This is a genomic window from Dietzia maris (genome assembly GCF_036287335.1).
GTDB classification, from domain to species: domain Bacteria; phylum Actinomycetota; class Actinomycetes; order Mycobacteriales; family Mycobacteriaceae; genus Dietzia; species Dietzia cinnamea.
In genome coordinates, this window is record NZ_CP143053.1 from 771413 (window position 1) to 797701 (window position 26289).

The following is a 26289-nucleotide window of genomic DNA, read 5'->3' on the forward strand; positions in this document are numbered from 1 at the left end:
ATTCGCACTTCCCTCACGGAGGAGTTCGGGATCGAGTACCCCGTCTTCTCGTTCACCCCGTCCAAGGCCGTCGCGGCCGCCGTGACCCGTGCCGGCGGCATGGGCGTGCTCGGGTGCGTCCGGTACAACGACGCCGCGGAGCTCGACGAGGTGCTCACCTGGATGGACGAGAACACCGACGGCAAGCCCTACGGTGTGGACATCGTCATGCCCAACAAGGTCCCCACCGAGGGGAGCCCGGAGGACATCGCCGCGATGATCCCCGAGGAGCACAAGTCGTTCGTCTCCCGTGTCCTCGACGACCTCGGCGTCCCACCGCTCGGCGATGACGCCGAGCACAACGCAGGCGTCATCGGGTGGCTCCACTCGGTCGCCCAGTCGCACGTCGAGATGTCGCTCAAGCACCGGCCGGTACTCATCGCCAACGCGTTGGGCTCACCGCCGAAGCACATCATCGACCTCGCCCACGAGAACGGGATGAAGGTCGCCGCGCTCGCCGGCGCCACCAAGCACGCCCTGGCCCACGTCGACAACGGGGTGGACATCGTGATCGCCCAGGGAGGCGAGGCCGGTGGCCACACCGGCGACGTCGCGACGATGGTGTTGGTCCCCGAGATCGTCAAGGCCCTCGACGGCCGGGCCCCGGTGCTGGCCGCCGGTGGTATCGGCGACGGGACCCAGGTCGCGTCCGTGATCGGGATGGGCGCGCAGGGCGCCTGGATGGGATCGCGCTGGCTCACGGCCGCCGAGTACGCCGAGGACGGCGGGTCGCAGGCCATGCAGAAGGCGCTCGTGGCCGCGACCAGCCGCGACACCGTCCGCACGCGCATCTACTCGGGCAAGCCCGCGCGGCTGCTCAAGAGCAAGTGGACCGAGGCGTGGGCCGCCGCCGACGCGCCGGACCCGCTGCCGATGCCGCTGCAGAACATCCTCGTCGCGGAGGCCCACCAGCGGATCTCCGAGGCGCAGGATCCCGAGGTCGTGGCCATGCCGGCAGGGCAGATCATCGGCTCCCTCGAGGGCGTGGTGCCCGTGGCCGAGACGATGGCGCAGATCGTCGCCGAGTACGAGGCCGCCGTCGAGCGACTGCGCGCGACCCTGGCCTGACCGGACGGGCTCGTCTCGCCGTCATCGGCCAGATCCGCTACTCCGATTCGGGATCCGCCAGCCCAATTCTGGTAGCAGATCCGGAATCGGGATAGCGGATTCTCGGCCGTCAGGTCGTCAGCAGGTCGTCAGCTGGTCAGGACGAACAGCAGCATCGCGGCCCAGTGGCAGGCGAACGCGATCACGGTGCACGTGTGGAACACCTCGTGGAAGCCGAAGACGCCGGGGGCCGGGTCCGGTCGTTTGAGGCCGTAGACCACCGCGCCGCCGGTGTAGGCGACGCCACCGACCATCACCAGGATGACGGCGGCGAGGTTGGCGGTGATGAGGTCGCCGGCGAACCACACCGCGGTCCAGCCCAGGCCGATGTAGAGGATGACGTACAGCCAACGCGGCGCGGACAGCCAGAACAAGCGGAACAGGATCCCCAGCAGAGCCCCGGACCACACTAGCGTCAACAGGATCTGTGTGGTCGGGGGCTCCAGTGCCGCCACCGTCATGGGTGTGTACGTCCCGGCGATGAGCAGGAAGATGTTGGAGTGGTCGAGCCGGCGCATCAGGGCTGCGGCGCGTGGCCCCCAGTTCACCCGGTGATACAGGGCCGAGATCCCGAACAGCAGGGTCGAGGTCGCCAGGAACACGGCGCAGGACCAGGTCAGCGCGGTCCCCTCGGCGAGCACGGTGAGCACGACGCCCAGCGCGATCGCCACGGGCAGGGTGCCGGCGTGGATCCACCCCCGCAGCAGCGGTTTGGGCGGGACGGGCGCGGAGATGCCGAAGTCGTCGTCGGCGGCGACGGCATCGTCATTGATGCCGTCGCCGGCGGGATGCTGCAGGTCGGGGTTCACGGCGTGGTCCACACGCCAAACCTACCGACGACCTCACCCGGGGGTGAAGGCCCCCTCACCGTCGGCGCGGACCCAGACCCTGTCCCCGGCCGATTCGGCGCCCAGCGAGCTGAGGTCCCGGGCCCGGAACTTGAAGCTGGCCGTCCGGGGCAGGGAGGCGGTCACCCGCAGGAGCGACGGCCACTGCTTGGGACCGAGATCGGTCTGGGCGGCCAGGAAGTCACCGAACCCGTCCGCCACCGCCCGGGCGTCCACCCCCTCGCGCAGCACCACCGCCGCCGCGACGGCGTCGCCGATCGCGGCCGGACCGCGCACTGTCTCCGCCGGCACGGCGTACACGCCGACCTCGGCCACATTGGGGTGGCGCCGCAGCACGCGTTCGATGGGTGCCGCCGCCAGGTTCTCCCCGTCGACGCGCATCCAGCCACCGGACCTGCCCGCGAAGTAGACCCACCCCTCGTCGTCGACGTACGCGAGGTCACCGGAGTGGAACCGGCCGCCGCGCATCCTCTCGGCGTCGGCGGCGGGGTCGCCGTAGTACCCGGCGAACAGGCCCGGCCCGTCGGCGACCATCTCACCAACGGCCTCGTCGGCATTGAGCAGGACACCGGCGTCGTCGAAGCGGGCGCGGGGGCGCTCGTCCCCGGACTCCGGGTCGACGATCCGCACCCCGTCCGGCAGTGGACCGAGCGCGGCGTCGGGGGTCCCGGGCGTACGGGTGACGGAGATGCCGCCCTCGCTGGAACCGAACCCGTCCACCACGGTGACGCCGAAGCGCCGGGCGAACTCGCGACGCACGTCGGCGGGCGCCTCGTTGCCGTAGACCACGCGCATCGGGTTGTCGGCGTCGTCGGGTCGCTCGGGGGTGGCCAGGATGTAGGACAGTGGTGCGCCGACGTAGTTGGCGAAGGTGCATCCGTGTCGCCGGACGTCGTCGAGCCAGTTGGAGGCGGAGAAGCGACGCCGCAGTGCGATCGAGCATCCGGAGTACAGGGCGATCGGCCACGCCACCATCACGGCGTTGGAGTGGAACAGTGGCATCGCGCTGTACACGCAGTCGTCCGAACCGATCCCGAACCTCTCGGCGAGCATGCGGCCGGGCACGGAGATCTTGCTCTGCGTGATCCGGACGGCCTTGGGGTCGCCGCTCGTGCCCGAGGTGAACACCAGGGCGACGAGGTCGTCGGGGCCGACGGGCACGTCCGCCACCTCGGGGAGCGCCGCGCCGGCGTGCCGGTCGAGTAGTGCGGTCCACTCGGGGGAGTCGACGGAGACCACGGGCACGCCGGGGTCGAGCCCATCCAGGAGGGCTTCGTTGTCGGTGCCCGTGAGGATGAGCGCGCAGTCGGCGAGGGCCGCGTCGCGGATCAGAGCCTCGCCGCGTCGCGTGGGGTTGAGCCCGGCCACGACGAGCTCCGAGCACGCCGCCGCGCCGAGCAGGTGGAGGTACTCGGGTGTGCCGGCCAGGAGGAGGCCGATGTGCGGGCGTGACGGTGACGACGACGATGGTGACGACGACGAAGGCGGCGACGACGAGGTCATCAGTTCCCGAAGCGCCGCGATCCGCACGGCCACCGCGCCGACGGCGTCCGACCAGGGCGTGAGCCGGCCGTCGGACCAGATTCCGCGGTCGCCGACGGCGCGCAGGGCGTGCACCGCGTCGGCGACGGAGGTGAACGGCTGGGCGGCGACCTCCGCGATCGTCTTCACCGCGCCGCTCACGCCGAGTACTCCCAGGGGTCGCCCGCGGTGGCCAGCAGGTCGCCCAGGTCGAGCAGTTGCCGGGTGGCGCCGCCGAGGCGGAACTCGCCGGCCTTCGCGGCGAGGAAGTAGCGGTGGGCGGGCTCGGAGCGGTCCAGCCCGACGCCTCCGTGGACGTGCACGGTGGTGTGGGCGAGGCGGTGGCCGGCGTCGCAGGCCCAGAAGTGGGCGGAGGCCACCGCCGCGTGTGCGGTCGGGCCGGGGTCGCCGCTACAGGCGTCGAGTTCGTAGGCGGCGCGCAGGGTGCTCAACCGGACGGCGTCGACGTCGATGGACCCGTCCGCCAGGCGGGCGGCGACAGCCTGGAACGTGCCGATGGGGCGACCGAACTGGTGGCGGGTGCTCGCGTACGCGGCGGTGCGCTCGAGCGCGGCCTCGATCACGCCCCACTGGTGGGCGGCAAGGTGGACGCGGCGGCGCAGGGCATCGAACTCGAGCGCCCCGGCGGCGAGCGCGGTGGGGTCACCGGGGTCATCGGTGACGAGCCCGCTGCACGAGTAGTCGACGGGGACCGTGCGTTCCACGGTGACCGCCGCGCCGTCCGCCACGTGTAGGCCGTCGGCCGAAGGCCGGACGATCACATCGGCGATCGGCGCCCAGTCCACCTCCGGTGCGGAGCCGGACCATCCGTCGGCGACAGCGGCGATCTCGCGCCCCTCCGCCACGGCGGTGGCGCGGTCGGTCTGCCCGGCCGCCTCGAGCAGGTGGGCCGCGCGTATCGCGGGGGACAGGGGGACCGGGGCGACGACCCGGCCCAACTCGCGTAGGACCAGGGCCTCGCCGATCACCCCCAGTCCGGCGCCGCCGAGCGACTCCGGGGCGAGGGCGGCCGGGACGCCGGCCCGGGCCAGTTCCTCCCAGTAGCGGGCGTGGAACCGGGCGGTGTCGCGGTCGGTTCCGCCGGATTCGGTGCCGGGGCCGAACCGGGCGTCGAGCTCGCGCAGCGACTCGTCGGTGACCAGACGCTCGCCCATGTCGCGGACGAGGGCGGTGAGTTCGGAGGTCGTGTCGTCGACGGAGAAGTCCATGTCAGAGCTCCTTCCGGGGTCCGGCGCCGGTGGCAGCGGGGGAGACCCGGGGCGCCGGTGGCAGACCCAGGCCGGCGGTGGCGATGATGTCGCGCTGGACCTCGTTGGTGCCGCCGCCGAAGGTGAGGATGAGCGCCGAGCGGTGGAGCCGCTCGATGCGCCCGTGCAGGGCGGCGGTGGGGGAGTGGGCGCGCTGATAACCGCTCGATCCGAGCACCTCCATGAGCAGGCGGTAGGCCTCGCAGGCCGTCTCCGTCCCGTACACCTTGGTCGCCGACGCGGCGATGCGCGTGGGCGCGGCGGTGTCGGCGGAGACGATCTCCCAGTTGCGCAGCGCCAGGTACTCGGCCATCGCGTGGACGCGGGCCAGGTGGGCGCGGACCCATTCGATCTCGATCACCGGACCGTCGCCCGGCAGACCCACGTCCGCGCCGGGCGTCGTGCGTGCCCAGGCCACCACCCGCCGCAGCGAGGCCTGAAGCGGCCCGGCGGAGGTGAGGGCGACGCGCTCGTGGTTGAGCTGGTTGGTCATGAGCGGCCAGCCGCCGTGCTCGGGGCCCACGAGGTTGCTCGCGGGGACGACCACGTCCTGGTAGTAGGTGGCGCTGGTGTCCGGGCCGGCCATCGTGTGCACGGGGGTCCAGGAGAAACCCTCGGCATCGGTGGGTACGACGATCATCGAGATGCCCTTGTGGCGCGGAGCGTCCGGATCCGTGCGCGCGGCCAGCCAGATCCAGTCGGCGTAGGCCACCAGGGACGTCCACATCTTCTGGCCGTTGATCCGGTAGACATCCTGCCCCTCGAACCCGCCGGTGCCGGGCTCGCGCACCGCGCGCGTGCGGAGGGAGGCCAGGTCGGTTCCGGAGTCGGGCTCGGAGTAGCCGATACCGAAGTGCAGTTCGCCGCGGCTGATCCGGGGCAGGAAGTAGTTCTTCTGCCCGTCCGAGCCGAACGCCATGATGGTCGGCGCGACGGAGTTGATGGTCAGGAACGGGACCGGCACGCCGGCGATCGCGGCCTCGTCGGTGAAGATGAGCTGGTCGATCATCGGCCGGTTTTTCCCACCGAACTCCTCGGGCCACCCGAGCGTGAGCCAGCCGTCGCGGCCCATCTCCGCCACGATCTCGCGGTACGCGTCGCCGTGTCCGTACTCGCCGGTGGTGGAGGTGAAGGCCTCGCGCCGCTCAGGCGTCATGAGCGCGGCGAAGTACTCGCGCAGCTCTCCGCGCAGACGCTCCTGGTCGGTGGTGTAGGTGATGTCCATATGCCCTAAGCTCATCGGTGAGTGGAACACGTTCTAGTGGCGTGACTCACATAGTATCCAACCATCTCGCGGCCATGGTGGCCGTGGGTGCGACCGAGGAGGACGGCATGAGGATCGAAGTCGATCCCGACCGCTGTGAAGGACAGGCCGTGTGTGTCGGCCTGGCGCCCAAGGTGTTCGAGCTGGGCGACGACGACGAGATCGTCCGCGTGGTCGTGGACGAGGTGCCCGCCGAGCTCGAGAAGCGGGCCCGCAAGGCAGTGGAGAAGTGCCCGATGGCGGCACTCGAGATCAAGGAGTGACATCACTATGACGCAGCAGTCCCTGGATGCCGATCTGTCGCTGGACGGGCGGGTCGCCGTCGTGACCGGGTCGGGCTCCGGTCTCGGTGCCGCGGAGGCGGTCGAGCTGGCCCGTTCCGGCGCGGCGGCGGTCGTCATCAACGACGTCCGGTCCTCCGAGGCCACGGACTCGGTGATCGCGGACATCGAGGCCGCCGGCGCCAGGGCGGAGCTCGTCGTGGGCGACGTCTCCGAGCGGGAGACCGCGGACGCGATGGTGGCGGCCGCGCTCGGGATGGGCGGGCTGCACGTCGTGGTGAACAACGCGGGCATCACCCGCGACAAGATGCTGTTCAACATGTCGGACGAGGATTTCGACGCGGTGATAAGGGTGCACCTGCGCGGGCACTTCCTACTGACCCGTAACGCAGCCGCCCACTGGCGGGCCGAGAGCAAGAAGGCGGAGGGGCCCGTCTTCGGGCGACTGGTCAACACCTCGTCCGAGGCCGGGCTCTTCGGCCCTCCCGGGCAGGCGAACTACGGTGCGGCCAAGGCGGGTATCACGGCCCTGACCCTGTCCGCGGCCCGGGTGCTCGAACGCATCGGGTGCACGGCCAACGCGATCGCTCCGCGCGGCCGCACCGGCATGACCGAGGGTGTATTCGAGGCGTGGGACGAGTCCGAGGGGCCGGACCCGCTCTCCCCGGATCGTGTCGCCGACCTCGTGTCGTACCTGGCGTCGCCGGCGGCGGCACAGGTCAACGGCCAGCTGTTCGTGGTATATGGCGGCATGGTGGCCCTCGTCGAGGCGCCCGTGGTCGAGAAGCGGTTCGACGCCGCCGGCGGTGTGTGGGATCGCCGCGGGTTCGCCGATGCGGTCTCCGGGCACTGGTCAGACCGCCCGGAGGGGAAGTCCTTCTCCGCCGCGGAGATCATGAGGCTCTGACCCGGGCCCCGTCCTGTGTGACGTCCCCGGTGTGGTCGCGAGTTGACCGCACCGGGGACGACTCGAGCGCCCCACCTGCCGTGTTAGATTCCCCGGACACCGCAGGCGGGGCCTCCGGACGGGGGTGGGGGGAAGCCCTTGCCAGATAGAACGCGTTCTAGATATCGTGTAACCGCGATCACACAGAAATGGTCACTTGTTCAGCGGATCGGCTCTCGTGACCCGGTGTCGCGTGGTCCGCAGGGAAGACAGACGGGAGGGGGGCACCAATGGCGAGAGTCCTCGATGCTCCGCTCAAAGGCGTCGGCGAGTTCTTCGCCATGACCCTCGACACGTTCGTCTCCTTCCCCTCGATCGTCCGTCAGGGCCGCGAGTTCATCGAGCAGTCCTGGTTCATCGCTCGCGTGTCGACCATGGCCACCGTGCTCGTGGCCATCCCGTTCACGGTCCTGGTGAGCTTCACCCTCAACATCCTGCTGCGTGAGATCGGCGCGGCCGACCTGTCGGGAGCCGGCGCCGCGCTGGGTGCCGTCACCCAGGTCGGGCCGATGGTCACCGTTCTCATCGTCGCGGGCGCGGGCGCGACCGCCATCTGTGCCGACCTCGGCGCGCGCACCATCCGCGAGGAGATCGACGCGATGGAGGTGCTGGGGATCGACCCGGTCAAGCGGCTCGTCGTGCCGCGAGTGGCGGCCTCGACGTTCGTCGCGCTGTTGCTCAACGGACTGGTGTGCACGATCGGCATCCTCGGTGGATTCCTGTTCTCCGTGCTGCTGCAGGGGGTCAACCCGGGCGCGTTCGTCAACGGCATCACCCTGCTGACCGGGCTCGGCGAGCTGATCCTCGCCCAGATCAAGGCCGGCGTGTTCGGGCTGCTGGCGGGGCTCGTCGCCTGCTACAAGGGGCTTTACGTCCGCGGCGGGCCGAAGGAGGTCGGCAGCGCGGTCAACGAGACCGTCGTCTTCGCCTTCATGTGCCTGTTCGTGGTCAACACCGTCATCACCGCTGTCGGCGTCAAGGTCCTGGGGGCGTGACATGGCGGTGATCGAGACCGCCCGGTTCCCGCGCCTGTCACGGGCCCGGAACTCCGCGGTCAAGAGCTTCGACGATTTCGGCGACCACGCGCTGTTCTTCTGGCGCGCGCTGGTGGCGACGCCGCGCGCGCTGACCCAGTACCCCAAGGAGACGCTCCGGCTCATCGCCGAGATCGCCATGGGGACAGGGGCACTGGCCATGATCGGCGGCACCGTCGTCATCGTCGCCTTCCTCACCCTGGCCACCGGCGGCGTGATCGCCGTCCAGGGCTTCTCCTCGCTCACCGACGTCGGCGTCGAGGCCCTCACCGGCTTCTTCGCCGCCTTCATCAACGTCCGCATCGCGGCGCCGGTGATCGCGGGGATCGGCCTGGCGGCCACCATCGGCGCCGGGGCCACGGCCCAGCTCGGCGCCATGCGCGTGTCGGAGGAGATCGACGCGCTGGAGGTCATGGCGATCGACTCGATCACCTACCTGGTCTCCACCCGCATCGTCGCCGGGATGATCGCCGTGGTGCCGCTCTACTCGCTCGCGGTGATCGCCTCGTTCATCGCCAGCCGGTTCGCCACCGTCAACATCTACGGGCAGTCCGGCGGCGTCTACGACCATTATTTCGCGACGTTCCTCATCCCGACGGACATCCTGTGGTCCTTCGTCCAGGCCATCGCGATGGCCATCACGATCATGCTCATCCACACCTACTACGGGTACAACGCCGCGGGCGGCCCCGCGGGCGTCGGCTCGGCGGTCGGTAACGCCGTCCGCACGTCGCTCATCGCCGTCGTCACCGTGACCCTCCTCGTCTCGCTCGCCATCTACGGCGGGGACGGCAACTTCAATCTGTCGGGATAGGAGAGACGATATGGCGAGGACGGTGAGTCGGAGCGACACGACGCCCCGGCGGATCGCCGGTGCGGGACTGGCGCTCGTCATCGTCGTGGTGGTTGCGCTGTCACTGCTGTTGTTCGTCCGGGCATTCGACAGCCGCGTGCCGCTGACGGTGCGCAGCGACCGCGCGGGACTGGTCATGGAGGCCGACGCCAAGGTCCGCTCCCGCGGCGTGGAGATCGGCAACGTCACCCGGATCACGCAGGAGTTCGACGGGGCGACCCTCGAGATCGAGGTGGACCCGGCCGCGCTCGAGGCTATCCCCTCCAACTCCCCGGTCACCATCGGGTCCAACACGATCTTCGGCGCCAAGTCCGTCGACTTCGAGCCCCCGGCCGACCCCGCCCCGACCCACCTCGAGAAGGGCACCGTGGTGCAGACCACCAGCGTCACCACCGAGGTCAACACCATGTTCGAGGAGCTGACCGACACCCTCACGGCGATCGAGCCCGAGAAGCTCAACGCCACCCTCGGTGCGATCTCGGGCGGCCTCGACGGGCGAGGTGACCAGATCGGCCAGACCATCACCGAACTCAACGAGTACCTGGACGAGATCAACCCGCAGATCGAGACCCTGCAGCGGGACCTGTCCAAGGGCTCGCGCGTGGCCCACCTGTACGCGGACGTCACGCCGGACGTCGTGCGGGTCCTCGACTCGGGCACCGACGTGAGCACAAACATCCTGGCCAACCAGGCCCGCTTCGAGGCACTTCTGGCCTCCGCGATCGGCACCGGTGAGACAGGCAAGCGACTGCTGGCGGAGAACGGCGACGAGCTGGTAAAGACGCTGGCCGACCTGCGTGCGTCCACCAGCCTGCTGGCCGAGTACTCGCCCATGCTCACCTGCCTCATCGTGGGGCTCAACCAGGGGGTCGCCGGCGCTGGGCAGGCGTTCGGCGCGACCAACCAGTCCGGACTCGCGTTCCGGGCCGGGTTCCAGCAGGGCGTCAAGGCGTACGAGTACCCCAAGGACCTGCCCAAGGTGAACGCCAGTACCGGGCCCAACTGCTACGGGCTGCCGTTCCCGGACTCGGCGACGCACGCCCCGTTCGTGGTCACCGACACCGGTACCAACGTCATGGAGGGCCAGCCCAACGTGTTCACCTCCCGAGACAAGCCGCTGATGGGCCCGCTGCCGGAGCCGCAGCCGGGCGTCCCCGCGCCGCCGACGCTGCTGCAGCTCATGCTCGGCATGGACGGAGGTAACCCGTGAGCGCCGCCCGCGCCGCCGCGCGCGAGCTGAAAGCGACCACCGTCAAGCTCGGGATTTTCGCCACGGTCATGATCCTGGTCCTGGTGGGCCTGATCGTGGTGTTCAGCGAATACCGCTCGGGCGATTTCGAGCGCTACAACGCCCACTTCGCCGACGTCTCGGGCCTGGAGTCCGGGGACAAGGTTCGCATCGCCGGTATCGAGGTGGGGCAGGTCCGCGGGATCGACCTCGAGGAGGCCAACACCGCGAACGTGTCGTTCACTGTGGCCGGCAACCAGGTGGTCCACCAGAGCACCGAGGCCGTGGTGCGGTACGAGAACCTCACCGGCGACCGCTACCTCGAGCTCAAGCGCGGCGAGGGCCTGCAGACCCCGCTCGAGCCCGGCGGGACCATCCCGCTGGACCAGACCGCCCCCGCACTCGACCTGGACGCCCTGCTCGGCGGCTTCCGCCCGCTGTTCAAGGCACTCGACCCGGCCCAGGTCAACCAGCTCTCGGAGTCGATCGTCAAGGTGTTCCAGGGGGAGGCCGGGACCGTCCAGGACCTGCTGGCCGCGACGTCGTCGCTCACCCAGACCCTCGCCGACCGCGACCAGCTCATCGGGGACGTGATCACCAACCTCACGTCCGTGCTCACGACCGTGTCCGAGAACCAGGAGAACGTGGACTCCATCGTCGACGATCTGCAGCAGCTCGTCTCCGGGCTGGCCACCAACTCGGAGCCGCTCGCCGAGTCAGTGTCCAGGCTCAACGACTCGAGCGCCAATATGACCACCCTCCTGTCGGACGTGCGGCCCTCCCTCAAGCAGGACATCGCCCAGGTCGACCGCGTGGCCACGCTGATCAACGACGACGAGGAGTTCGTCGAGGGCGTCATCAACCGGCTGCCGTCCGACTTCGAGAAGATGAGCCGCCTCGGCGTCTACGGCAGCTTTTTCCAGTTCTACCTCTGTGGCGTGATCGTCGAGTTCACCAACCCGGTCACGGGCAAGAGCTCGTTCATGCCGCAGTATGAGCAGAAGACGGGACGGTGTGCGTTCCCCGATGAGTAAGAACAAGGACAACAAGCCACCCCGGGGGCAGCTGCGCTTCCGCGACCGCGATCCCAAGGCCATCGGCGTGTGGGGCGTGGCGGGCGTGGTGGTTCTCATGGCCGTCTCGCTGAACTACGACCGCATCCCGTACATCAACGGCATGCACGGGGCCACCGCCTACGTGGCCGACGCCGCCGGGCTCAACACCGGCGACGAGGTCCAGGTGGCCGGGATGAAGGTCGGCAGCGTCCGCAAGATCCAGCTCGACGGCGACAAGGTGCGTGTGCATTTCGACATCAGCACCAAGGTCGACCTGGGGACCGACACCTCGGCCCAGATCAAGACCGACTCGATCCTCGGCCGCCGGGCCCTGGCCGTGTTCTCCGACGGGCGCGGCGAGCTCGCCGACCGCACCATCCCGCTCGACAGGACCTCGGTGCCGTACTCGCTGACCTCTGCGTTGGGGGACCTCAGCGACACGGTCGAGGCCATGGACACCGACTCCGTCCAGGAGGCTCTCGACGTGCTGTCCGAGACCATGGAGCAGTCCTCACCGGAGGTCGCCGGCGCGATCGAAGGCATCACCCGGCTGTCGCAGTCGCTCAACAAGCGCGACGAGGCGGTGTTGGACCTGCTGGACAAGGCGGCCGGGACCACGGACGTGCTGGGCCGCCGCAACGAGCAGATCAACCAGCTGATGGTGGACGGCAACACCCTGTTCACCGCGCTCGACCTGCGCAAGCGGGCGTTGAACGAGCTGGTGACCAACATCGACACGCTCGCCCAGCAGCTGTCCGGCGTCGTCCAGGACAACGAGGCGCAGCTCGGACCCGCGCTCGACAAGCTCGAGCGGGTCTCCGACCTGCTCATCCGCAACCGGGAGGACATCGACCTGGGCCTGCGTCGGATCGTGCCGTACTCCACGGCGCTCGGCGAGGCGGTCGCCTCCGGCCCGTGGTTCAACGCGTACGTGGTCAACCTCTCGCTTGGGCACTACCAGCAGACGCTCGTGCGTGACCTCATGCCGCTCATCGACGACCGTGTCCAGCCCGAGCCCGGGCTGGTCCGCGAGCCCACGATGCCCGGTGTCCCGGAGGCGACCCTGCTGGACGAGTTCCCCGGGTGGGGCGAAGGGAATATTCCGGGATGAGACGACTCCTTTCTCCGACTGTCCCCAAGGTGATCGCGCTGATCGCCGTGGTGGCCCTGGTCGCCGGCGGGGTGTGGTGGTTCTCCTCGCGCACCAAGACCATCACCGCGTTCTTCCCCACCACGCAGGGGGTCTACAAGGACGACACGGTCCGGGTGCTCGGGGTGCGCGTCGGCACGATCTCCGACATCACCACCGAGGACGGCATGTCGCGGGTGACCATGAAGGTGGACGAGAACGTGGCCGTCCCGGAGGACGCCAATGCGCTGCTCGTGGCGCAGTCCCTCGTCGCCGAACGGTTCATCCAGCTCACGCCTGCGTACACCGGCGGGGCCGAGATGCCGGACGACGGGGTCATCCCCATCGAGCGGACGGCCGTTCCGGTCGAGTGGGACGGCGTCAAGGAGCAGCTCATGAAGCTCTCCACGGCGCTGAGCCCGGAGAAGGGCGAGAAGACCGGCCCGCTCGGCGACTTCGTGGACTCGGCGGACTCCATGTTCGAGGGCAACGGTGCCGAGATCCGCGACGCGCTGTCCGAGGTCTCGCGGACCATGTCGCTCATGTCCGACGGGCGGGAGAACCTTTTCACCACCCTGAAGAACCTGCAGTTGTTCGTCACCGCGCTCTCGCAGAGCGAGGAGCAGATCGTCTCCTTCGGTGGGAAGCTCGCCAGCGTCTCGGAGGTGCTGAGCGGCCAGACCGAGCAGATCGACGCCGCGCTGCGCGACCTCGACCTGGCGATCATGGACATCAACCGGTTCCTCGAGAACAACGGCGACCGCCTGTCGGTGGGCGTGGACAAGCTGGGCCAGGCCACCAAGGTGGTCCGCGACCGCCGCGCCGATGTGGAGGGCATGCTGCACGTGGCGCCCACCGCGATGTCGAACTTCTACAACATCTACCGGCCGTACCAGGGGACGCTGCACGGGATCCTGGCCATTAACCAGATGGCCAACCCGGCCAACTTCCTCTGCGGCGCGATCGCCGGCCTTGACAACAACACGTCGGAGTCCGACGCCGCACTGTGCGCGCAGTACATGGCGCCACTGTTTAACTCGCTGACCTCCAACTACCCGTACGGTCAGGTGACCCCGCCCATCACCCCGACCGCGGAGCCGGATCAGATCATCCAGGCGCAGCGTCCGGGCACCCAGACCCCGCCCGGCGTACAGCCGCCCTCGGCGCAGCCGGATCCGCTGGTCAACGTGGTCAACAAGGGTGACAACCTCACCGACACCCTGCTTCCGACGGGAGGTGCGTGATGGCCGAGGCGACTTCCCGCGACCGCGCGCAGCGGAACGGGCCGCGGCGTTCCCGGCTGCTGGTCGGCGGCGCGCTCGGCGCGGCCGTCCTGCTGGCCGGGACCGGCTGTACCTGGAACGGGCTCAACTCACTGCCCCTGCCCGGGGCGCAGGGCCACGGAGACGGGGCCTACCAGGTCACCATCGAGATGCCCGACGTCACCACGATCACGCGTAACTCGCCGGTGCGCGTCAACGACGTCAACGTGGGCTCGATCAGCCACATGGAGGTCGAGGACTACACGGCGATCGTCACGGTGACCCTGAACGGGGACGTGCGGCTGCCGGCCAACGCCCACGCCAAGATCGGGCAGACCAGCCTCCTCGGCTCGCAGCATCTCGAGCTGTTCCCACCGCCGGACGGAGGGGCGGAGGGCACGCTCGCGGACGGTGACGTGATCCCGATCGAGCGGGCGGGCGTCTACCCGACCACGGAGCAGACCCTCTCGGCCCTGTCGGTGGTGCTCACCGACGGCGGCCTGGCCCAGTTCTCGACCATCTCCGAGGAGCTCAACACCGCCCTCGACGGACGGCAGGTGGAGGCCAAGGAGGTCATCGGTCAGCTGGAGACCACCGTCAGCGGTCTCGACGACCAGCGGGCCGACATCATCGCGGCCATGGAGGGCCTGGACCGCCTGGCCCGGCAGATCGACGAGCAGAACGACACTCTGGCCAAGGCGCTCTCGCAGATGCCCGCCGCGCTCGAGCTCATCAACGACCAGAAACAGGAGCTCACCACGGCCCTGGTGTCGCTGGGCGATTTCGGCCACAAGGCCAACCAGATCATCGATGCCGGCGGCGGGCAGAACCTCGTCGCGAATCTGGAGGACCTCGTCCCGGTCCTCGAGGCACTGGCCAACTCCGGGCGTGACCTCACCCAGGTGCTGAGCACGCTCATCACGTTCCCGTTCCCGCAGTCGGGCATCGACAACTTCCTGCGGGGCGACTACGCCAACCTGTACATCCACGCCGACATGTCGATGCCGCGTCTGAGCGAGACGCTGCTGCTGGGTACCGAGTTCGGTAACCGCATGGCGGGCCTGGAGGGCTACGTGGGACTGGCGCCCGGCTCGTCGATGGAGCCGGACCCGTTCGCGCTGGACGTCGCACCGGCCGAACCCGCCGAGCCGCCGGCCGGCGAGGCACCCGCGCCCGCGCCGGACCAGTCCCCGGCACCGACCGAGGAGGCCCCCCGATGACGCGACTGGTCAAGATCCAGCTGACGGTCTTCGCCGTGGTGACGGTCGTGGCGCTCACCGTGATGGCCGTGGTCTACCTGCAGCTGCCGCGGGCGCTCGGCTGGAAGCGCACCGAAGTGGCGCTGGAGATGCCGGACACCGGCGGGCTGTACGAGAACGCCAACGTCGCCTACCTGGGCAACACGATCGGCCGGGTGGACTCGGTGACGCTCAAGCCGGGCATGGTGATGGCGAAGCTCCACTTCGACTCGCGGGCCGATGTGCCCGAGAACGTCCGCGCCGAGATCCGCAGCGTCTCGGCGGTGGGGGAGCAGTTCGTCGAGTTCGTCCCCGAGGGGGCCCCCGAGGGCCGGCTCGCCGACGGCACGGTGCTCGGCGAGGACAGGGTGGACATGCCGCAGGGCATCGGCCCGGTGCTCGACCAGGCGACGGTGCTCATGGCGTCGATCGATGACGCCAAGATGCGCCGGGTGATCTCGGAGTCGTTCGACGCGTTCAACGGGTCGGCGCGCGACCTGCAACAGTTCCTGGATTCCGCCCAGCTCCTGCTGGAGGAGGCCAGGACGAACGAGGACGTGACGCGCAGGCTCATCGCCGACGCCGAGCCGGTACTCGACTCGCAGCTGGAGTCCGCGGATTCGATCCGAGCGTGGACCCGCAACGTCGCGGACATCACGGACCAGCTGCGGGGGAACGAGCCCCAGCTGACCTCGATCATCCAGCGGGGACCCGACGCACTGGGCCGGGCCACCAAACTGCTCAACGACCTCCAGCCCACTCTGCCCGTGCTGGTGGCGAACCTGGTGAGCGTCGGCGAGGTGGGCGTGGTCTACAACCGCTCGATCGAGCAGCTGCTGGTGATCTACCCGGCGCTGGTGTCGGCGCTGCTCACCGCCATCGACGGGGCCAGGGACACCGGGCAGATCAAGGTTGACTTCAACCTGCAGATCAACGAGCCCCCTCCGTGCACCACGGGGTTCCTGCCCGCCGAGGACCGGCGCAGCCCGGCGGATCTCACGGTGCCGGCGCAGATCAACGGGATCTACTGCAAGATCGCCAAGGACTCCACCATGACCGTCCGTGGTGCGCGCAACCTGCCATGCATGGAGTTCCCGGGCCGCACCGGCGCCTCCCCTGAGGAGTGCCGGGCGGACGACTTCGTCCCCCAGGGCATCAACCCGCCGAACACCAGTGAGGTGGGACCGCCCGGGGACAATCCGAACGCCTGGAACGTGGTGCCGTCGGGCGCCACCGCAGGTCAGGAGGGGACCACCTCGGCGGCCGTGTACGACCCGTCTACGGGCGAGTACGTTGGCGCGGACGGCGCCGCGTACCGTCAGCTGGACCTGGGCGCCGACAGTCGGCTCGACAAGGACGCCGACCTGGCCGCCATGATGACGAATGGAGTCGCGTAGTGCCACAACCAGACCAGGCCTCCACCGACGGTGGGAGGGCCGGGCTGATCACGGCTGCGGTGATCGCCGCGATCTGCCTGGTCCTGGCGCTCGTCGCCACTGGTTTGTGGCTCGGCGAGCGCAACCAGGCGTCGGACGTCCGGGCGGACCGGGCCTCGCAGGCCGAGCTCGATGCCGCGTACCAGGACACGGCCGTCAACGTCATGACCAAGCTGATGACCATCCGGCAGGAGACCCTGTCGGAGGACGTCGACGAGATCGTGGGCCTCATCGAGGGCGACTTCTCGGAGCAGTTCGCCCCGCGCCGCGACTCGTATGAGGACGTGGTGACCACCACCAAGGTCGTCGCCGACGGCGTGGTGACGGCGGCGGCGGTCGAGCACTCCTACCCCGACCGGGCCGAGGTGATCATGGCCATCGACCAGACCATCGGCAATCCGAAGTCCGACGAGGACCAGGACCGCCAGTACCGCGTCCGCGTGACCGTCAACCGGCACGACGACGGCACGATGAAGGTGTCGGGGGTGAACTTCATCCCATGAGCAGCCCGAACTCCGACGTGCGCGCCGCCCGCCGCGCCCAGCGTGAAGCCGAACGCGCCGCGCGCGCCCAGCGCAAGGCCGACGCCGCGCGGGAACGCGCACTCGAAGCCGCCCGCGCCGGCGGTCTCTTCGAGGGGATGTCGGCCATGCCCCGGACCGAGACCTCCGAGGCCGTCGACACTTCTGGGTACACCGGGTCCGCCGGGTCGGCCGAGGACTCGGGAGCCACCGGGGCCGCCCCTGCACCGGCCGCCGCCCGGACCCCGCTCGACCCGGCCCGCCGGCGCACCCTGATCACGGCCCTGTCGGTGGTGTCGGTCCTCCTCGTCGTCGTCGCCGGTCTCGCGAGCTGGCAGTACGTCGAGGCGCGTGAGGCCACGGCCACCGAACAGCGGATCGCGGACGCGCCCCGCGCGGCCACCGACGCGGCGCGCGAGATCACCACCCAGATGTTCACCTACGACCACCGGACGGTCGACGCCGACCTCGCCGCCGTGCGCGACCGGCTCGCTGACCCGGCCCTGACCGAGTTCGTCGAACAATCCATGCCGACCGTCGCCTCGGCCGCCAAGCAGCAGGAGGCCACCGTCTACGCGACCGTCGCCGCCGCGGCCCCGCAGGAGGTCGTGGACGCCGATCACGTCACCGTGCTGGTCATGCTCAACCGCATGGTCTCCACCAAGGAGAACCCCGAGGCCGCGAGCTCGGCGTCGCGGCTCAGCGTGGCCATGGAGCGTCAGGACGGGACGTGGAAGCTCGCCGAACTCGAGGCACTGTAGAGGCCTCTCGGCCGGCACGACGGCCGCGGCGGGAGGCTAGTCGCCGGACGTCGCGTCGAGCGTCTGGAAGAAGCGGCGGGCCCACGCGTGGACGTCGTTGCCCAACACCTGGCGACGCAGGGTGCGCATGCGGCGGCGACGCTCCTCGGCGGAGTCGTTGACCGCGGTCATGATGGCGTCCTTGACGCCGTCGAGGTCGTGCGGATTGCACAGGTACGCCTGGCGCAGCTCCGCGGCCGCCCCGGCGAACTCGCTCAAGACCAATGCGCCGTCGCCGTCCGTGCACGAGGCCACGTACTCCTTGGCCACCAGGTTCATGCCGTCGCGCACCGGCGTCACCAGCATGACGTCGGCGGCCGCGTAGAACGCCGTCAGTTCCGACTTCGGCACCGGCCGGTGGATGTACGTGACCACCGGGTGTCCGATCTCGCCGAACGACCCGTTGATGCGACCGACGGACTCCTCGATCCGCGACCGCATGATCTGGTATTGCTCGACGCGCTCGCGGCTCGGCGTGGCCAACTGCAGCAGGGTGACATCCGAGGGCTCCAGACGGCCCTCCTCGAACAGCTCCTCCAGCGCCCGCAGGCGGACGTCGATGCCCTTGGTGTAGTCCAGCCGGTCGACGCCCAACATCAGCACCCGCGGCGATCCCAACTCCTCGCGCAGGCGGGAGGCACGGGCGCGGGTCTCGCGGCTGCGGGCGGTGGCGTCGACGGACGCGGAATCGATGGAGATCGGGAAGGCGCCGACCCGCACCATGCGGTCTCCGACGCGGATCTCGGAGGCACGGCCCCGGGCGGAGCGCAGCCGCACGGAGGGATGGCCGCGCAGCCGGCTGGCGAGGATCCGGAAGTTGTCCGCACCGCCGGGCAGATGAAAGCCGACCAGGTCGGCGCCGAGCATGCCCTCGACGAGTTCGGTCCGCCACGGCAGCTGCATGAACAGCTCGACGGGCGGGAACGGGATGTGGAGGAAGAACCCGATGGTCAGGTCGGGGCGCAGCTCGCGCAGGAGCGCGGGCACCAGCAGCAGCTGGTAGTCCTGCACCCAGACAGTGGCACCCTCGGCGGCGGCCTCGGCCGTGGCCTCGGCGAAGCGCGTGTTGACCTCGCGGTAGGCGTTCCACCACTCGCGGTGGTACTCGGGCGGCACCACGACGTCGTGGAACAGCGGCCACAGCGTGGCGTTCGAGAAGCCCTCGTAGTAGAGCTCGACGTCGCGCGCGGACAGGGTGACCGAGTGGAGACGGATGCCGTCCGCGTCGAACGGCTCGGGGGAGGCGTCCGGGACACCGGGCCACCCGACCCAGGCGCCGTCGTTGGCCTTGAGGATCGACTCGAGCGCCGTGACGAGGCCACCGGGGCTGGCCTTCCAGTGTTCGGTGCCGTCCCGATCGACGACGAGGTCCACGGGGAGTCGGTTGGCGACGACGACGAAGTCGGCTCCCGCTCCGGTCGACGTCTGCCCGGTACCGCTCGTCATCCGCGTGCCCTCGTTTCGAGTCGTCGTGCTCTGCCTACTCCGCGTCCGCCGTCACCTGCGGTTCCGGGCCGATCCCCAGCATGTCGAGGAGCATCCGGCACTCGTCCGCGTCGGCCGAGTACGAGGCCACGACCCGGCGGGCCTGATCGGCGGTCTCGTCGGCGACCGGCTCCAGATCGTCGAGTTCGGGTTCCTTGCTGGCGGCGGCGGATGCCATCGGTGTCCTCCTGAGGTCGGTGGGGGACGAGAGCGCCGGCTGGCGGCGTCGTCCGCGGCCGATTCTACGTCACTGGTCGGCGGCGGCCGACCGGCGCAGATTGCGGGTGACCCACTCACCGAACACGATCCCGGCGGCCAGCGCCACCGCGATCGCCAACGCCTGGAACATCAGCCCCAGACCGATACCCGTCTGATCGCTCGTCAGCGCGGACAGGCCGCGGTACACCGACAGGCCCGGCAGGAACGGGGTGATGCCGGCGATGGTGACGACCAGCGGCGGGACGGTCGCGATACGGGCGAGAATGCCGCCGAACAGACCCATGAAGCAGGCGGCGAGTGCCGACCCCACGACCACACCCAGGCCGGTGGCGATGACGCCCTGGTAGATGAGCATGCCCATCGCCCCGACTGCTGCGGCGAGCCAGGTCGCGCGCACCGTCGCGTAGCTGGCCACGGCGAACCCGGCGGCGCCCACACCGGCGGCCAGCACCGCCACGTGGACAGCGGCGTTGCCGGCGATGGCCGGATCGATCGGGGGAGGGGACATACCCAGGCGGTCGAATGCCGCGAGCGCGATCGTGATCCCGCCGAGGACCCCTCCGGTCATGACCATCGTCTCGACCCCTCGCCCGGCGGAGGTCACGGGGAACCCGGTGATGGCGTCCTCGATCGCGCCGACGAGGGTCAGGCCGGCGAGCAACACGATGATCCCCGCCGCCACCAGCTGGGACGGTTGGACCTCGATGAAGTTGTCGCTCAGGGCCGCGTACCCGGCCAACGCCCACCCCGCGGCGATGAACCCGCCCACGACCTGTTGGAAGAAGGACGGGAGCCGGTGGCCGTCCAGGAACCGGTTGGCGTACATGAGGGCGAACGTCGAGACCATCGAGATGAGCCCCGCCAGTGGGCTGCCCCCGAGTTGGATGACGACCGCGCAGCCGAGCATCGCCCACCCCAGCACGGCGACACGGAACGAGTGCGGGTGCGGCGAGGTGACGATCTTGTCGACCTCCGCCGTGGCCTGGTCGACGGTGAGTTGGCGTCGCACGATGAGGTCGATCAGCCGCGACACGCGGGTCACCCGCGTCATGTCGACGGTCCGGTAGTTGACCACCCGGATCACCGAGATCGGCGGCCGCCCGCGTCGCCGGTTGACGCCGATGGTCAGCGACGTGAAGGTGACCTCGACCGTCGCGCCGGGGAGCCCGAACGCCGCCGCCACGGACTCCGCCTGGGCGACGGTGTCCGCGGCACCCTCGCCCGAGGACAGCAGGATCCCGCCGATCTCGAGGGCGAGGTTGAGCACGTCGGTGACGGCACCGTCGTCGTCGAGGTCGACCGGGGCCATGGGGGACAGTGGTGGTTCGACCGCCAGGTCCATGGCCGACTTGCGCAGTCCCAACCACGCCAGGGGGCGGGTGAGCGGTGCCGGTGCGTCGCGGGTCTCCACGGTGCACACCGTAGTCAAGAGCCCCCACGGTGGCCGGGTTAGGATGTGTGCCGGGTCCCGCGACGGCGCGGTGACCCGTGCTGGAGTGGCGCAATTGGTAGCGCACCCGACTTGTAATCGGGCGGTTGCGAGTTCAAGTCTCGTCTCCAGCTCTCGAGCCCGTCCCGGCAGCCCGGTCGGATGCAGAGGACACGCCAAGGTTGTGGCCGCGGAATGCCGGCCCCGGGCGAGAATTCGCAGATCAGTGGACAACGTCAGCGTGTTAACGCCGGTGAGTAGAATGTTCTCAAATTCCGCCGCCAGGAAGACGCCGCCGAGATGACTGAGTCCGCCACAGATACCGCCATCGCATGGATGGCCGCCCTCGCCGCCGGTGACGCCGAGCGGACCATCGCATTGTCGTCCCCTTCGATCGTCTACACGACGGGCCAGGTCAGACGCTACGTCGGTCACGACGGAATCCACGACATCGTGTCCGATCTGGCGCGGCTTGGAGGCTTCCTCACGATCGGGGTGGAGGGGGAGGTCCTGGAATCCGAGGGTGTGGTCGCGCTTCGTCGGATCGAGCGGTTCACGCTGCCCAGCGGGGGGATCGAGATCCGTGGGTGTTCCTTCGTGGAGGTGGAGGACGGGGTGGTCACGCGATGGGCGGACTACAAGAGTATGGAGACGATCGATGCCGTCATCGGATGACGGGGTGGGGGCCGGCACGGGCGGGCGACGGCCACGCTACGGGTGCCCCGGGGAGGTGGCGAAGGCGCTGGTCGAGGCGGCGTTCTCCGGCGACTTCGAGGCCGCCAGGGCATGCTGCGCTCCTGATCTCGTCCTGACGATGGAGGGAATCCAGACTGTTCACGGACACCAGGGCCTGAGACACGTGATGGAGTTCAACGCCGAGGTCTCCCGGGACGTCGGTGTCGATATCCACCACGTCCTCGGTTCAGGGAACACCGCGGCGATCAACCGGACCACCCATCTCACGATCGGTGGTAAGCGGATCCACCTCGAGGTCGGGTCGTTCTTCGTCGTTCGTGACGGTCTTGTCGCGGAGTGGACCGACTACCAGGACATGCGGGTCGTCACGCGAGCTCTGGGGCATTGAGTCGGGGTCGGTGACCCGGTCCGGAAATACGGGTCAGTCCCCGGGGACGAACTGCCCGTAACCGAGATCCCGCAATGACTGTCGGAGGGTCGCGGCCGCCGCGTCGGCCTCCTCGGCCGGTGTGTCGGGATTCGCGAGCGACAGGTCGAAACCCGACATGTCGTTGGCGGGGAAAACGTGGATGTGGGTGTGGGGTACCTCGAAGCCGGCGATGAGGTAGCCGGCCCGCTTCGCCCCGAAGCCGGAGAGGACCGCCTTGCCGACGGCCTGCGCGACCTCGTTGAGGCGCGTGAGGAGTGCGGGCTCGAGATCCGTCCACCGATCGACCTCCGCCCGCGGGACGACGAGGGTGTGGCCCGGTGCGACCGGCGCGATGGTGAGGAACGCCACCACATCGGGGTCCTGCCACACGAAACGACCCGGTAGTTCACCGGCGATGATCTTGCTGAAAACCGTCGACATGTCACCAGACTACGGATTCGTCTCGGCGCTTTGCGGTGGATGAGTGGTAACAAGTGATCTAATAGAGTGTCCGCCGTTCGTCGGACGGCATCGGGCCCTCTACTCACGCGAAGGAGCATCGACATGGTCGAGGCAAGTGTTGCGCCAGCAGAGGGCGCGGTGAAGAAGAAGGCCTATCACCACGGCGACCTCCGCAACGCCATCATCCAGGAGGCCATCGCGCGGGCCCGGGTCTCAGGAGAGAAGGCGATCGTCCTCCGCGAGATCGCGCCGCACATCGGCGTGTCCGCGACCGCCGCGTACCGGCACTTCGCCAACCGGCAGCAGCTCGTCGAGGAGGTCGCCTCCCGCGGGTTCGTCGAGATGATCGAGCGTGTCGAGGCCGCGGCGGCCGCCGCTAGAGCGGGTGACGAGGCCGGGACCGTCCGCGCGTCGTATCTCGAGCTGCGCTGCGCCGCGCTCGCGGTGGTCGAGTTCTCGACCGAGGAACCGGCGTGGGCGCGGACCATGATGGAGAACCTGGGCACCTCCGAGGTCGTCCGGGCCCGGGCCGACGACATCAACGCGGTCCTGCAGTCCCTCATCGACCGGGGCGTCGAGGCGGGCACGTTCGTGGGCGGCACCGTCGTGAACGACGAACTGTCGCTCTGGGCCGCGATCGACGGGCTGAGCGCGCAGGCGATGTACGGCATCAGGTCCATGAGCACGCCGTCGGCCGCGAGCGCGTCGGCGCGCACGATCGACCTGTGCCTGACGGATCTCCTCACCGAGGAGGGGCTGCGGGTCCGCGACGAGGTGTCGGAACCCGGCGATATCACCGCCGACGCGGAGGGCTAGCTAGAGACCGCCTCGATCCGGGCCCGATCGAGGCGGCGCGGGCGCGACGCTACTGTAGGCGCTGTGCGCATTCTCGTGATCGGTTCCGGTGCCCGTGAGCACGCCCTCCTCGTCGCCCTCGCGGCGGACCCCGCGGTGTCCGAGCTGCACGCCGCGCCCGGGAACCCGGGGATGGTGCAGGCGACGTGTCACGCGGTCGCGGTGACCGACCCCGTTGCGGTGACCGCCCTGGCCCGGAAGATCGGTGCCGACCTCGTCGTGATCGGGCCCGAGGTGCCGTTGGTGGCCGGCGTCGCCGACGTGCTGCGGGAGGCCGGCATCCCGGTCTTCGGCCCGTCGGCGGAGGCCGCCCGCATCGAGGGCTCCAAGGCGTTCGCCAAGGACGTGATGGCGGCCGCGGGTGTCCGGACGGCGCGGGCCGAGATCGTGGACTCGCCCGCCGACCTCGACGAGGCGCTCGACCGGTTCGGCCCGACGTGGGTCGTCAAGGACGACGGACTGGCCGCCGGCAAGGGGGTCGTGGTGACCCCCGATCGTGCGGCCGCCCACGCCCACGCGCTGGCCTGCCTCGACGACGGCCACCCGGTGCTGCTCGAGTCCTTCCTCGACGGCCCCGAGGTCTCGCTGTTCTGCCTCGTCGACGGGGAGACGGTCGTCCCGTTGCTGCCCGCGCAGGATCACAAGCGCGTCGGGGAGGGCGACCGCGGACCCAACACCGGCGGCATGGGCGCGTACACGCCCCTGCCGTGGCTGCCGGCGGGGATGGTCGACAGGATCGTCGCCGAGGTCTGCGAGCCGGTCGCCCGCGAGATGGTGGCCCGCGGCTGCGGCTTCTCGGGCCTGCTGTACGCCGGCCTGGCGATCACCGCCGAGGGCCCCGAGGTCGTGGAGTTCAACTGCCGTTTCGGCGATCCGGAGACGCAAGCCGTGCTGGCGCTGCTCGAGTCGCCCCTGGGCGAGACGCTCCACGCCGTGGCCACCGGCCGGCTCGCGGAGCTGCCGCCCCTGGTGTGGCGGGACGGTGCCGCCGTGACCGTGGTGCTGGCCGCCGAGCACTACCCGTCGACGCCGCGCCGTGGTGACCTCATCGAGGGCGCGGAGCAGCCGGGTGTGCTGCACGCGGGCACCGCTCGCGACGCGGACGGGCGCCTGGTCTCCGCCGGCGGCCGCGTCCTGTCGGTCGTCGGCACGGGCCCGGATCTGGCCGCCGCGCGCGCCGAGGCCTACCGGATCCTCGACGGGGTGGACCTGCCCGGCGGACACTTCCGCCGCGACATCGGTCTCGCCGCGGAAGAGGGACGCATCAGCGTCCCGGGCTAGTGGGCATCTCCGTTAGTTCGTCGGGGGTCGGTGATCCAGGCGGTGGGGTCGCCGAGATAGAGGCCGCAGGCGGTGTCGAGGGCTTCTGCGGGAGTGCCTGAGGGCCATCCGTTTGGCAGGGCGGCTTGCTGGTAGTCGTCGTGGCTGGCGCGGTAGATCGCAAAACCCCACTGGCTGGCTGATCCGGCGTAGCGCAGTCGGCAGAGCTTGACTTCGTCCCCGTCGGTCAAGGTGGCATCGATGTAGGCGAATCCGGCCCGGTAGCGGGTGTGCAGGGCCTGGATCTGGGGCCACCGTTCGGCAGCGCGGGCCAGGAGTTTCTGTCGCAGTGAGGTCTGTGTCGAGTCGGGGATCTTGGCCATGGTCTCCATCATCGCCGCCGCCGTTTCTCGCCCTCGACTTTCGGCTTGTTCCGGCGTGGCGGCTTGGCGGGCGCCGCTGGGTGCGTCAGAAATGAACATGCCTCCCACCAGCGCCGTTATCGTCATCCTGTCCGGCAAAGAACGCGACGTGCTGACCCGCCGCGCGCACGCTGCTCGTTGTGCGCACCGCGATGTACTGCGAGCCCGGATCGTCCTGGCGGCCGCTGCCGGTGATGCCAACGCTGCGATCGCCCGCGAGGTCGGGGTGTGCGAAGACACGGTGCGCCAGTGGCGGCATCGGTTCTGCACCGAGCGCCTGGAGGGTCTCAAAGATCGGCCCCGCTCGGGACGACCGCGAGTGTTCACCCCCGTCGAGGTCGCCCAGGTCAAAGCGTTGGCGTGTACGCGCCCGGCTGACCACGGTCTGCCACTGACCAGATGGTCGGCCGCCGAGTTGAGAGCCCACGCCGTGGCCACAGGGCTGGTGCGCCCCGTGGCGTCGGCGACGATCGGGCGCTGGCTGGCCGCAGATGCGATCAAGCCGTGGCAGCACCGGTCGTGGATTTTTCCCCGCGACCCCGACTTCGCCGTCAAGGCCGCCCGGGTGCTGGACCTGTACCACCGGCGCTGGAACGGCGTTGCTCTCGGCGACGATGAGTACGTCATCAGTGCGGACGAAAAATCACAGCTCCAAGCCCTCAAACGCCGTCACGCCGAGACTCCCGCCAGGCCCGGTCAGCCGCGGCGCGTGGAGTTCGAGTACCGCCGCGGTGGGACGTTGGCCTACTTCGCCGCCTACGACGTCCACCAGGCCCGCGTGATGGGGATGACCGCACCCAAGACAGGGATCGCCCCGTTCACCGAACTGGTCGAGCAGGTGATGACCCAAGAGCCATACGCATCCGCGAAGCGAGTGTTCTGGGTCGTCGACAACGGCTCATCCCACGCAGGTCAGGCCTCGAAAGACCGGATGCGTCATGCGTTTCCCAACGCGGTCCTGGTGCACCTTCCGGTGCACGCCTCGTGGCTCAACCAGGTCGAAATCTACTTCTCGATCCTGCAGCGCAAAGCCATCGCCACCGGCGACTTCGCAGACCTCGACGATCTCGCCGCACGCATCCTCGCGTTCCAGGATCGCTACAACCGAAGCGCCGAACCGTTCGGCTGGAAGTACACCCGCGACGACCTCAACCGCCACCTCGACCGCCTCAACAACGACGGCACCCTCCGCGCAGCATGACCCCCGACGAACTAACGGAGA

27 protein-coding genes and 1 tRNA gene are annotated in these 26289 nt (G+C 69.7%); 19 read left to right on the forward strand and 9 right to left on the reverse strand.

Annotated elements, in window-relative coordinates:
- Complete coding sequence (locus VYL96_RS03520) at window positions 1–1107, forward strand: NAD(P)H-dependent flavin oxidoreductase (RefSeq protein ID WP_061916891.1); 1107 nt, start codon at window positions 1–3, stop codon at window positions 1105–1107.
- 128 nt (window positions 1108–1235) lie between these two features.
- Here the strand turns inward: VYL96_RS03520 and trhA are convergent, their stop codons facing one another.
- The 4 genes from trhA to VYL96_RS03540 are packed head-to-tail and all read right to left on the reverse strand — an operon-like array spanning window position 1236 to window position 6008.
- Entirely contained in the window at window positions 1236–1967 is a 732-nt protein-coding gene (gene trhA, locus VYL96_RS03525; RefSeq protein WP_181365941.1) for a PAQR family membrane homeostasis protein TrhA, read from the reverse strand.
- A 21-nt stretch (window positions 1968–1988) separates the two neighbouring features.
- Window positions 1989–3677: an AMP-binding protein gene (locus tag VYL96_RS03530; protein ID WP_109148669.1), complete on the reverse strand. Its 1689-nt coding sequence runs from the start codon at window positions 3675–3677 to the stop codon at window positions 1989–1991.
- Complete coding sequence (locus tag VYL96_RS03535; protein ID WP_061916871.1) at window positions 3674–4744, reverse strand: acyl-CoA dehydrogenase family protein; 1071 nt, start codon at window positions 4742–4744, stop codon at window positions 3674–3676. Before VYL96_RS03535 ends, VYL96_RS03530 begins: the two co-directional genes overlap by 4 nt.
- Window position 4745: 1 nt before the next feature.
- On the reverse strand, window positions 4746–6008 hold the full coding sequence (locus VYL96_RS03540) for an acyl-CoA dehydrogenase family protein (protein ID WP_061229440.1): 1263 nt from the start codon (window positions 6006–6008) through the stop codon (window positions 4746–4748).
- Window positions 6009–6115: 107 nt separating this feature from the next.
- Between VYL96_RS03540 and VYL96_RS03545 the strand changes: the two genes are divergently transcribed.
- The 12 genes from VYL96_RS03545 to VYL96_RS03600 all read left to right on the forward strand — a co-directional run bounded on the left by VYL96_RS03545 (window position 6116) and on the right by VYL96_RS03600 (window position 17791).
- On the forward strand, window positions 6116–6310 hold the full coding sequence (locus tag VYL96_RS03545) for a ferredoxin (RefSeq protein WP_061229450.1): 195 nt from the start codon (window positions 6116–6118) through the stop codon (window positions 6308–6310).
- Between the two features lie 7 nt (window positions 6311–6317).
- Entirely contained in the window at window positions 6318–7235 is a 918-nt protein-coding gene (locus VYL96_RS03550) for a 3-oxoacyl-ACP reductase (RefSeq protein ID WP_061229439.1), read from the forward strand.
- Window positions 7236–7504: 269 nt separating this feature from the next.
- Window positions 7505–8269, forward strand: a complete 765-nt coding sequence (locus VYL96_RS03555) for an MlaE family ABC transporter permease (RefSeq protein ID WP_061229438.1) — start codon at window positions 7505–7507, stop codon at window positions 8267–8269.
- 1 nt (window position 8270) lies between these two features.
- A complete protein-coding gene (locus tag VYL96_RS03560; RefSeq protein WP_061229437.1) occupies window positions 8271–9122 on the forward strand; it encodes an MlaE family ABC transporter permease in 852 nt (283 codons plus the stop codon).
- Window positions 9123–9132: 10 nt separating this feature from the next.
- Window positions 9133–10371 (forward strand): MCE family protein, encoded by a 1239-nt coding sequence (locus VYL96_RS03565; protein WP_061229436.1) that lies wholly within the window; start codon window positions 9133–9135, stop codon window positions 10369–10371.
- Window positions 10368–11423, forward strand: a complete 1056-nt coding sequence (locus VYL96_RS03570; protein WP_082767781.1) for an MCE family protein — start codon at window positions 10368–10370, stop codon at window positions 11421–11423. Before VYL96_RS03565 ends, VYL96_RS03570 begins: the two co-directional genes overlap by 4 nt.
- Window positions 11416–12555 (forward strand): MCE family protein, encoded by a 1140-nt coding sequence (locus VYL96_RS03575; RefSeq protein ID WP_061229435.1) that lies wholly within the window; start codon window positions 11416–11418, stop codon window positions 12553–12555. The genes VYL96_RS03570 and VYL96_RS03575 overlap by 8 nt, the downstream gene beginning before the upstream one ends.
- Window positions 12552–13817, forward strand: a complete 1266-nt coding sequence (locus VYL96_RS03580; RefSeq protein ID WP_109148670.1) for an MCE family protein — start codon at window positions 12552–12554, stop codon at window positions 13815–13817. The genes VYL96_RS03575 and VYL96_RS03580 overlap by 4 nt, the downstream gene beginning before the upstream one ends.
- Window positions 13817–15055, forward strand: coding sequence for an MCE family protein (locus tag VYL96_RS03585; protein WP_061229433.1), 1239 nt, complete (start codon window positions 13817–13819; stop codon window positions 15053–15055). The genes VYL96_RS03580 and VYL96_RS03585 overlap by 1 nt, the downstream gene beginning before the upstream one ends.
- Window positions 15052–16470: an MCE family protein gene (locus VYL96_RS03590; RefSeq protein ID WP_061229432.1), complete on the forward strand. Its 1419-nt coding sequence runs from the start codon at window positions 15052–15054 to the stop codon at window positions 16468–16470. The genes VYL96_RS03585 and VYL96_RS03590 overlap by 4 nt, the downstream gene beginning before the upstream one ends.
- Window positions 16470–17012, forward strand: a complete 543-nt coding sequence (locus VYL96_RS03595) for an Rv1363c family protein (RefSeq protein ID WP_061229431.1) — start codon at window positions 16470–16472, stop codon at window positions 17010–17012. Before VYL96_RS03590 ends, VYL96_RS03595 begins: the two co-directional genes overlap by 1 nt.
- On the forward strand, window positions 17009–17791 hold the full coding sequence (locus VYL96_RS03600; protein ID WP_061229430.1) for a hypothetical protein: 783 nt from the start codon (window positions 17009–17011) through the stop codon (window positions 17789–17791). The genes VYL96_RS03595 and VYL96_RS03600 overlap by 4 nt, the downstream gene beginning before the upstream one ends.
- Window positions 17792–17827: 36 nt before the next feature.
- Here VYL96_RS03600 and VYL96_RS03605 read toward each other — a convergent pair whose 3' ends face one another.
- The 3 genes from VYL96_RS03605 to VYL96_RS03615 form a co-directional block, all read right to left on the reverse strand.
- Window positions 17828–19276 (reverse strand): alpha,alpha-trehalose-phosphate synthase (UDP-forming), encoded by a 1449-nt coding sequence (locus VYL96_RS03605; RefSeq protein WP_131886515.1) that lies wholly within the window; start codon window positions 19274–19276, stop codon window positions 17828–17830.
- 34 nt (window positions 19277–19310) lie between these two features.
- The gene (locus tag VYL96_RS03610; protein WP_007633643.1) at window positions 19311–19493 is read right to left on the reverse strand and encodes a hypothetical protein; all 183 of its coding nucleotides are present in this window, start codon (window positions 19491–19493) and stop codon (window positions 19311–19313) included.
- A 69-nt stretch (window positions 19494–19562) separates the two neighbouring features.
- Entirely contained in the window at window positions 19563–20945 is a 1383-nt protein-coding gene (locus VYL96_RS03615; RefSeq protein WP_243699803.1) for a threonine/serine exporter family protein, read from the reverse strand.
- 79 nt (window positions 20946–21024) lie between these two features.
- On the opposite strand from VYL96_RS03615, the gene VYL96_RS03620 reads away from it, so the two are divergent.
- From VYL96_RS03620 to VYL96_RS03630, 3 genes are all read left to right on the forward strand, one after another.
- A tRNA-Thr gene (locus tag VYL96_RS03620) sits at window positions 21025–21097 on the forward strand.
- Between the two features lie 166 nt (window positions 21098–21263).
- The gene (locus tag VYL96_RS03625) at window positions 21264–21638 is read left to right on the forward strand and encodes a nuclear transport factor 2 family protein (RefSeq protein WP_061229428.1); all 375 of its coding nucleotides are present in this window, start codon (window positions 21264–21266) and stop codon (window positions 21636–21638) included.
- Window positions 21622–22047: a nuclear transport factor 2 family protein gene (locus VYL96_RS03630; protein ID WP_232303149.1), complete on the forward strand. Its 426-nt coding sequence runs from the start codon at window positions 21622–21624 to the stop codon at window positions 22045–22047. Before VYL96_RS03625 ends, VYL96_RS03630 begins: the two co-directional genes overlap by 17 nt.
- 33 nt (window positions 22048–22080) lie before the next feature.
- Here VYL96_RS03630 and VYL96_RS03635 read toward each other — a convergent pair whose 3' ends face one another.
- Window positions 22081–22509 (reverse strand): HIT family protein, encoded by a 429-nt coding sequence (locus VYL96_RS03635; RefSeq protein ID WP_061229426.1) that lies wholly within the window; start codon window positions 22507–22509, stop codon window positions 22081–22083.
- A gap of 123 nt (window positions 22510–22632) precedes the next feature.
- On the opposite strand from VYL96_RS03635, the gene VYL96_RS03640 reads away from it, so the two are divergent.
- Together VYL96_RS03640 and purD are read left to right on the forward strand one after the other, a co-directional pair.
- Window positions 22633–23346, forward strand: a complete 714-nt coding sequence (locus tag VYL96_RS03640) for a TetR/AcrR family transcriptional regulator (protein ID WP_061916885.1) — start codon at window positions 22633–22635, stop codon at window positions 23344–23346.
- 63 nt (window positions 23347–23409) lie between these two features.
- Window positions 23410–24666: a phosphoribosylamine--glycine ligase gene (purD, locus tag VYL96_RS03645; protein WP_061916057.1), complete on the forward strand. Its 1257-nt coding sequence runs from the start codon at window positions 23410–23412 to the stop codon at window positions 24664–24666.
- Here the strand turns inward: purD and VYL96_RS03650 are convergent.
- Complete coding sequence (locus VYL96_RS03650) at window positions 24663–25127, reverse strand: hypothetical protein (RefSeq protein WP_254425955.1); 465 nt, start codon at window positions 25125–25127, stop codon at window positions 24663–24665. The two genes, purD and VYL96_RS03650, sit on opposite strands and share 4 nt — an antisense overlap.
- On the opposite strand from VYL96_RS03650, the gene VYL96_RS03655 reads away from it, so the two are divergent.
- Complete coding sequence (locus VYL96_RS03655) at window positions 25126–26268, forward strand: IS630 family transposase (protein ID WP_061917901.1); 1143 nt, start codon at window positions 25126–25128, stop codon at window positions 26266–26268. The genes VYL96_RS03650 and VYL96_RS03655 overlap by 2 nt on opposite strands.
- Window positions 26269–26289 lie beyond the last annotated feature (21 nt).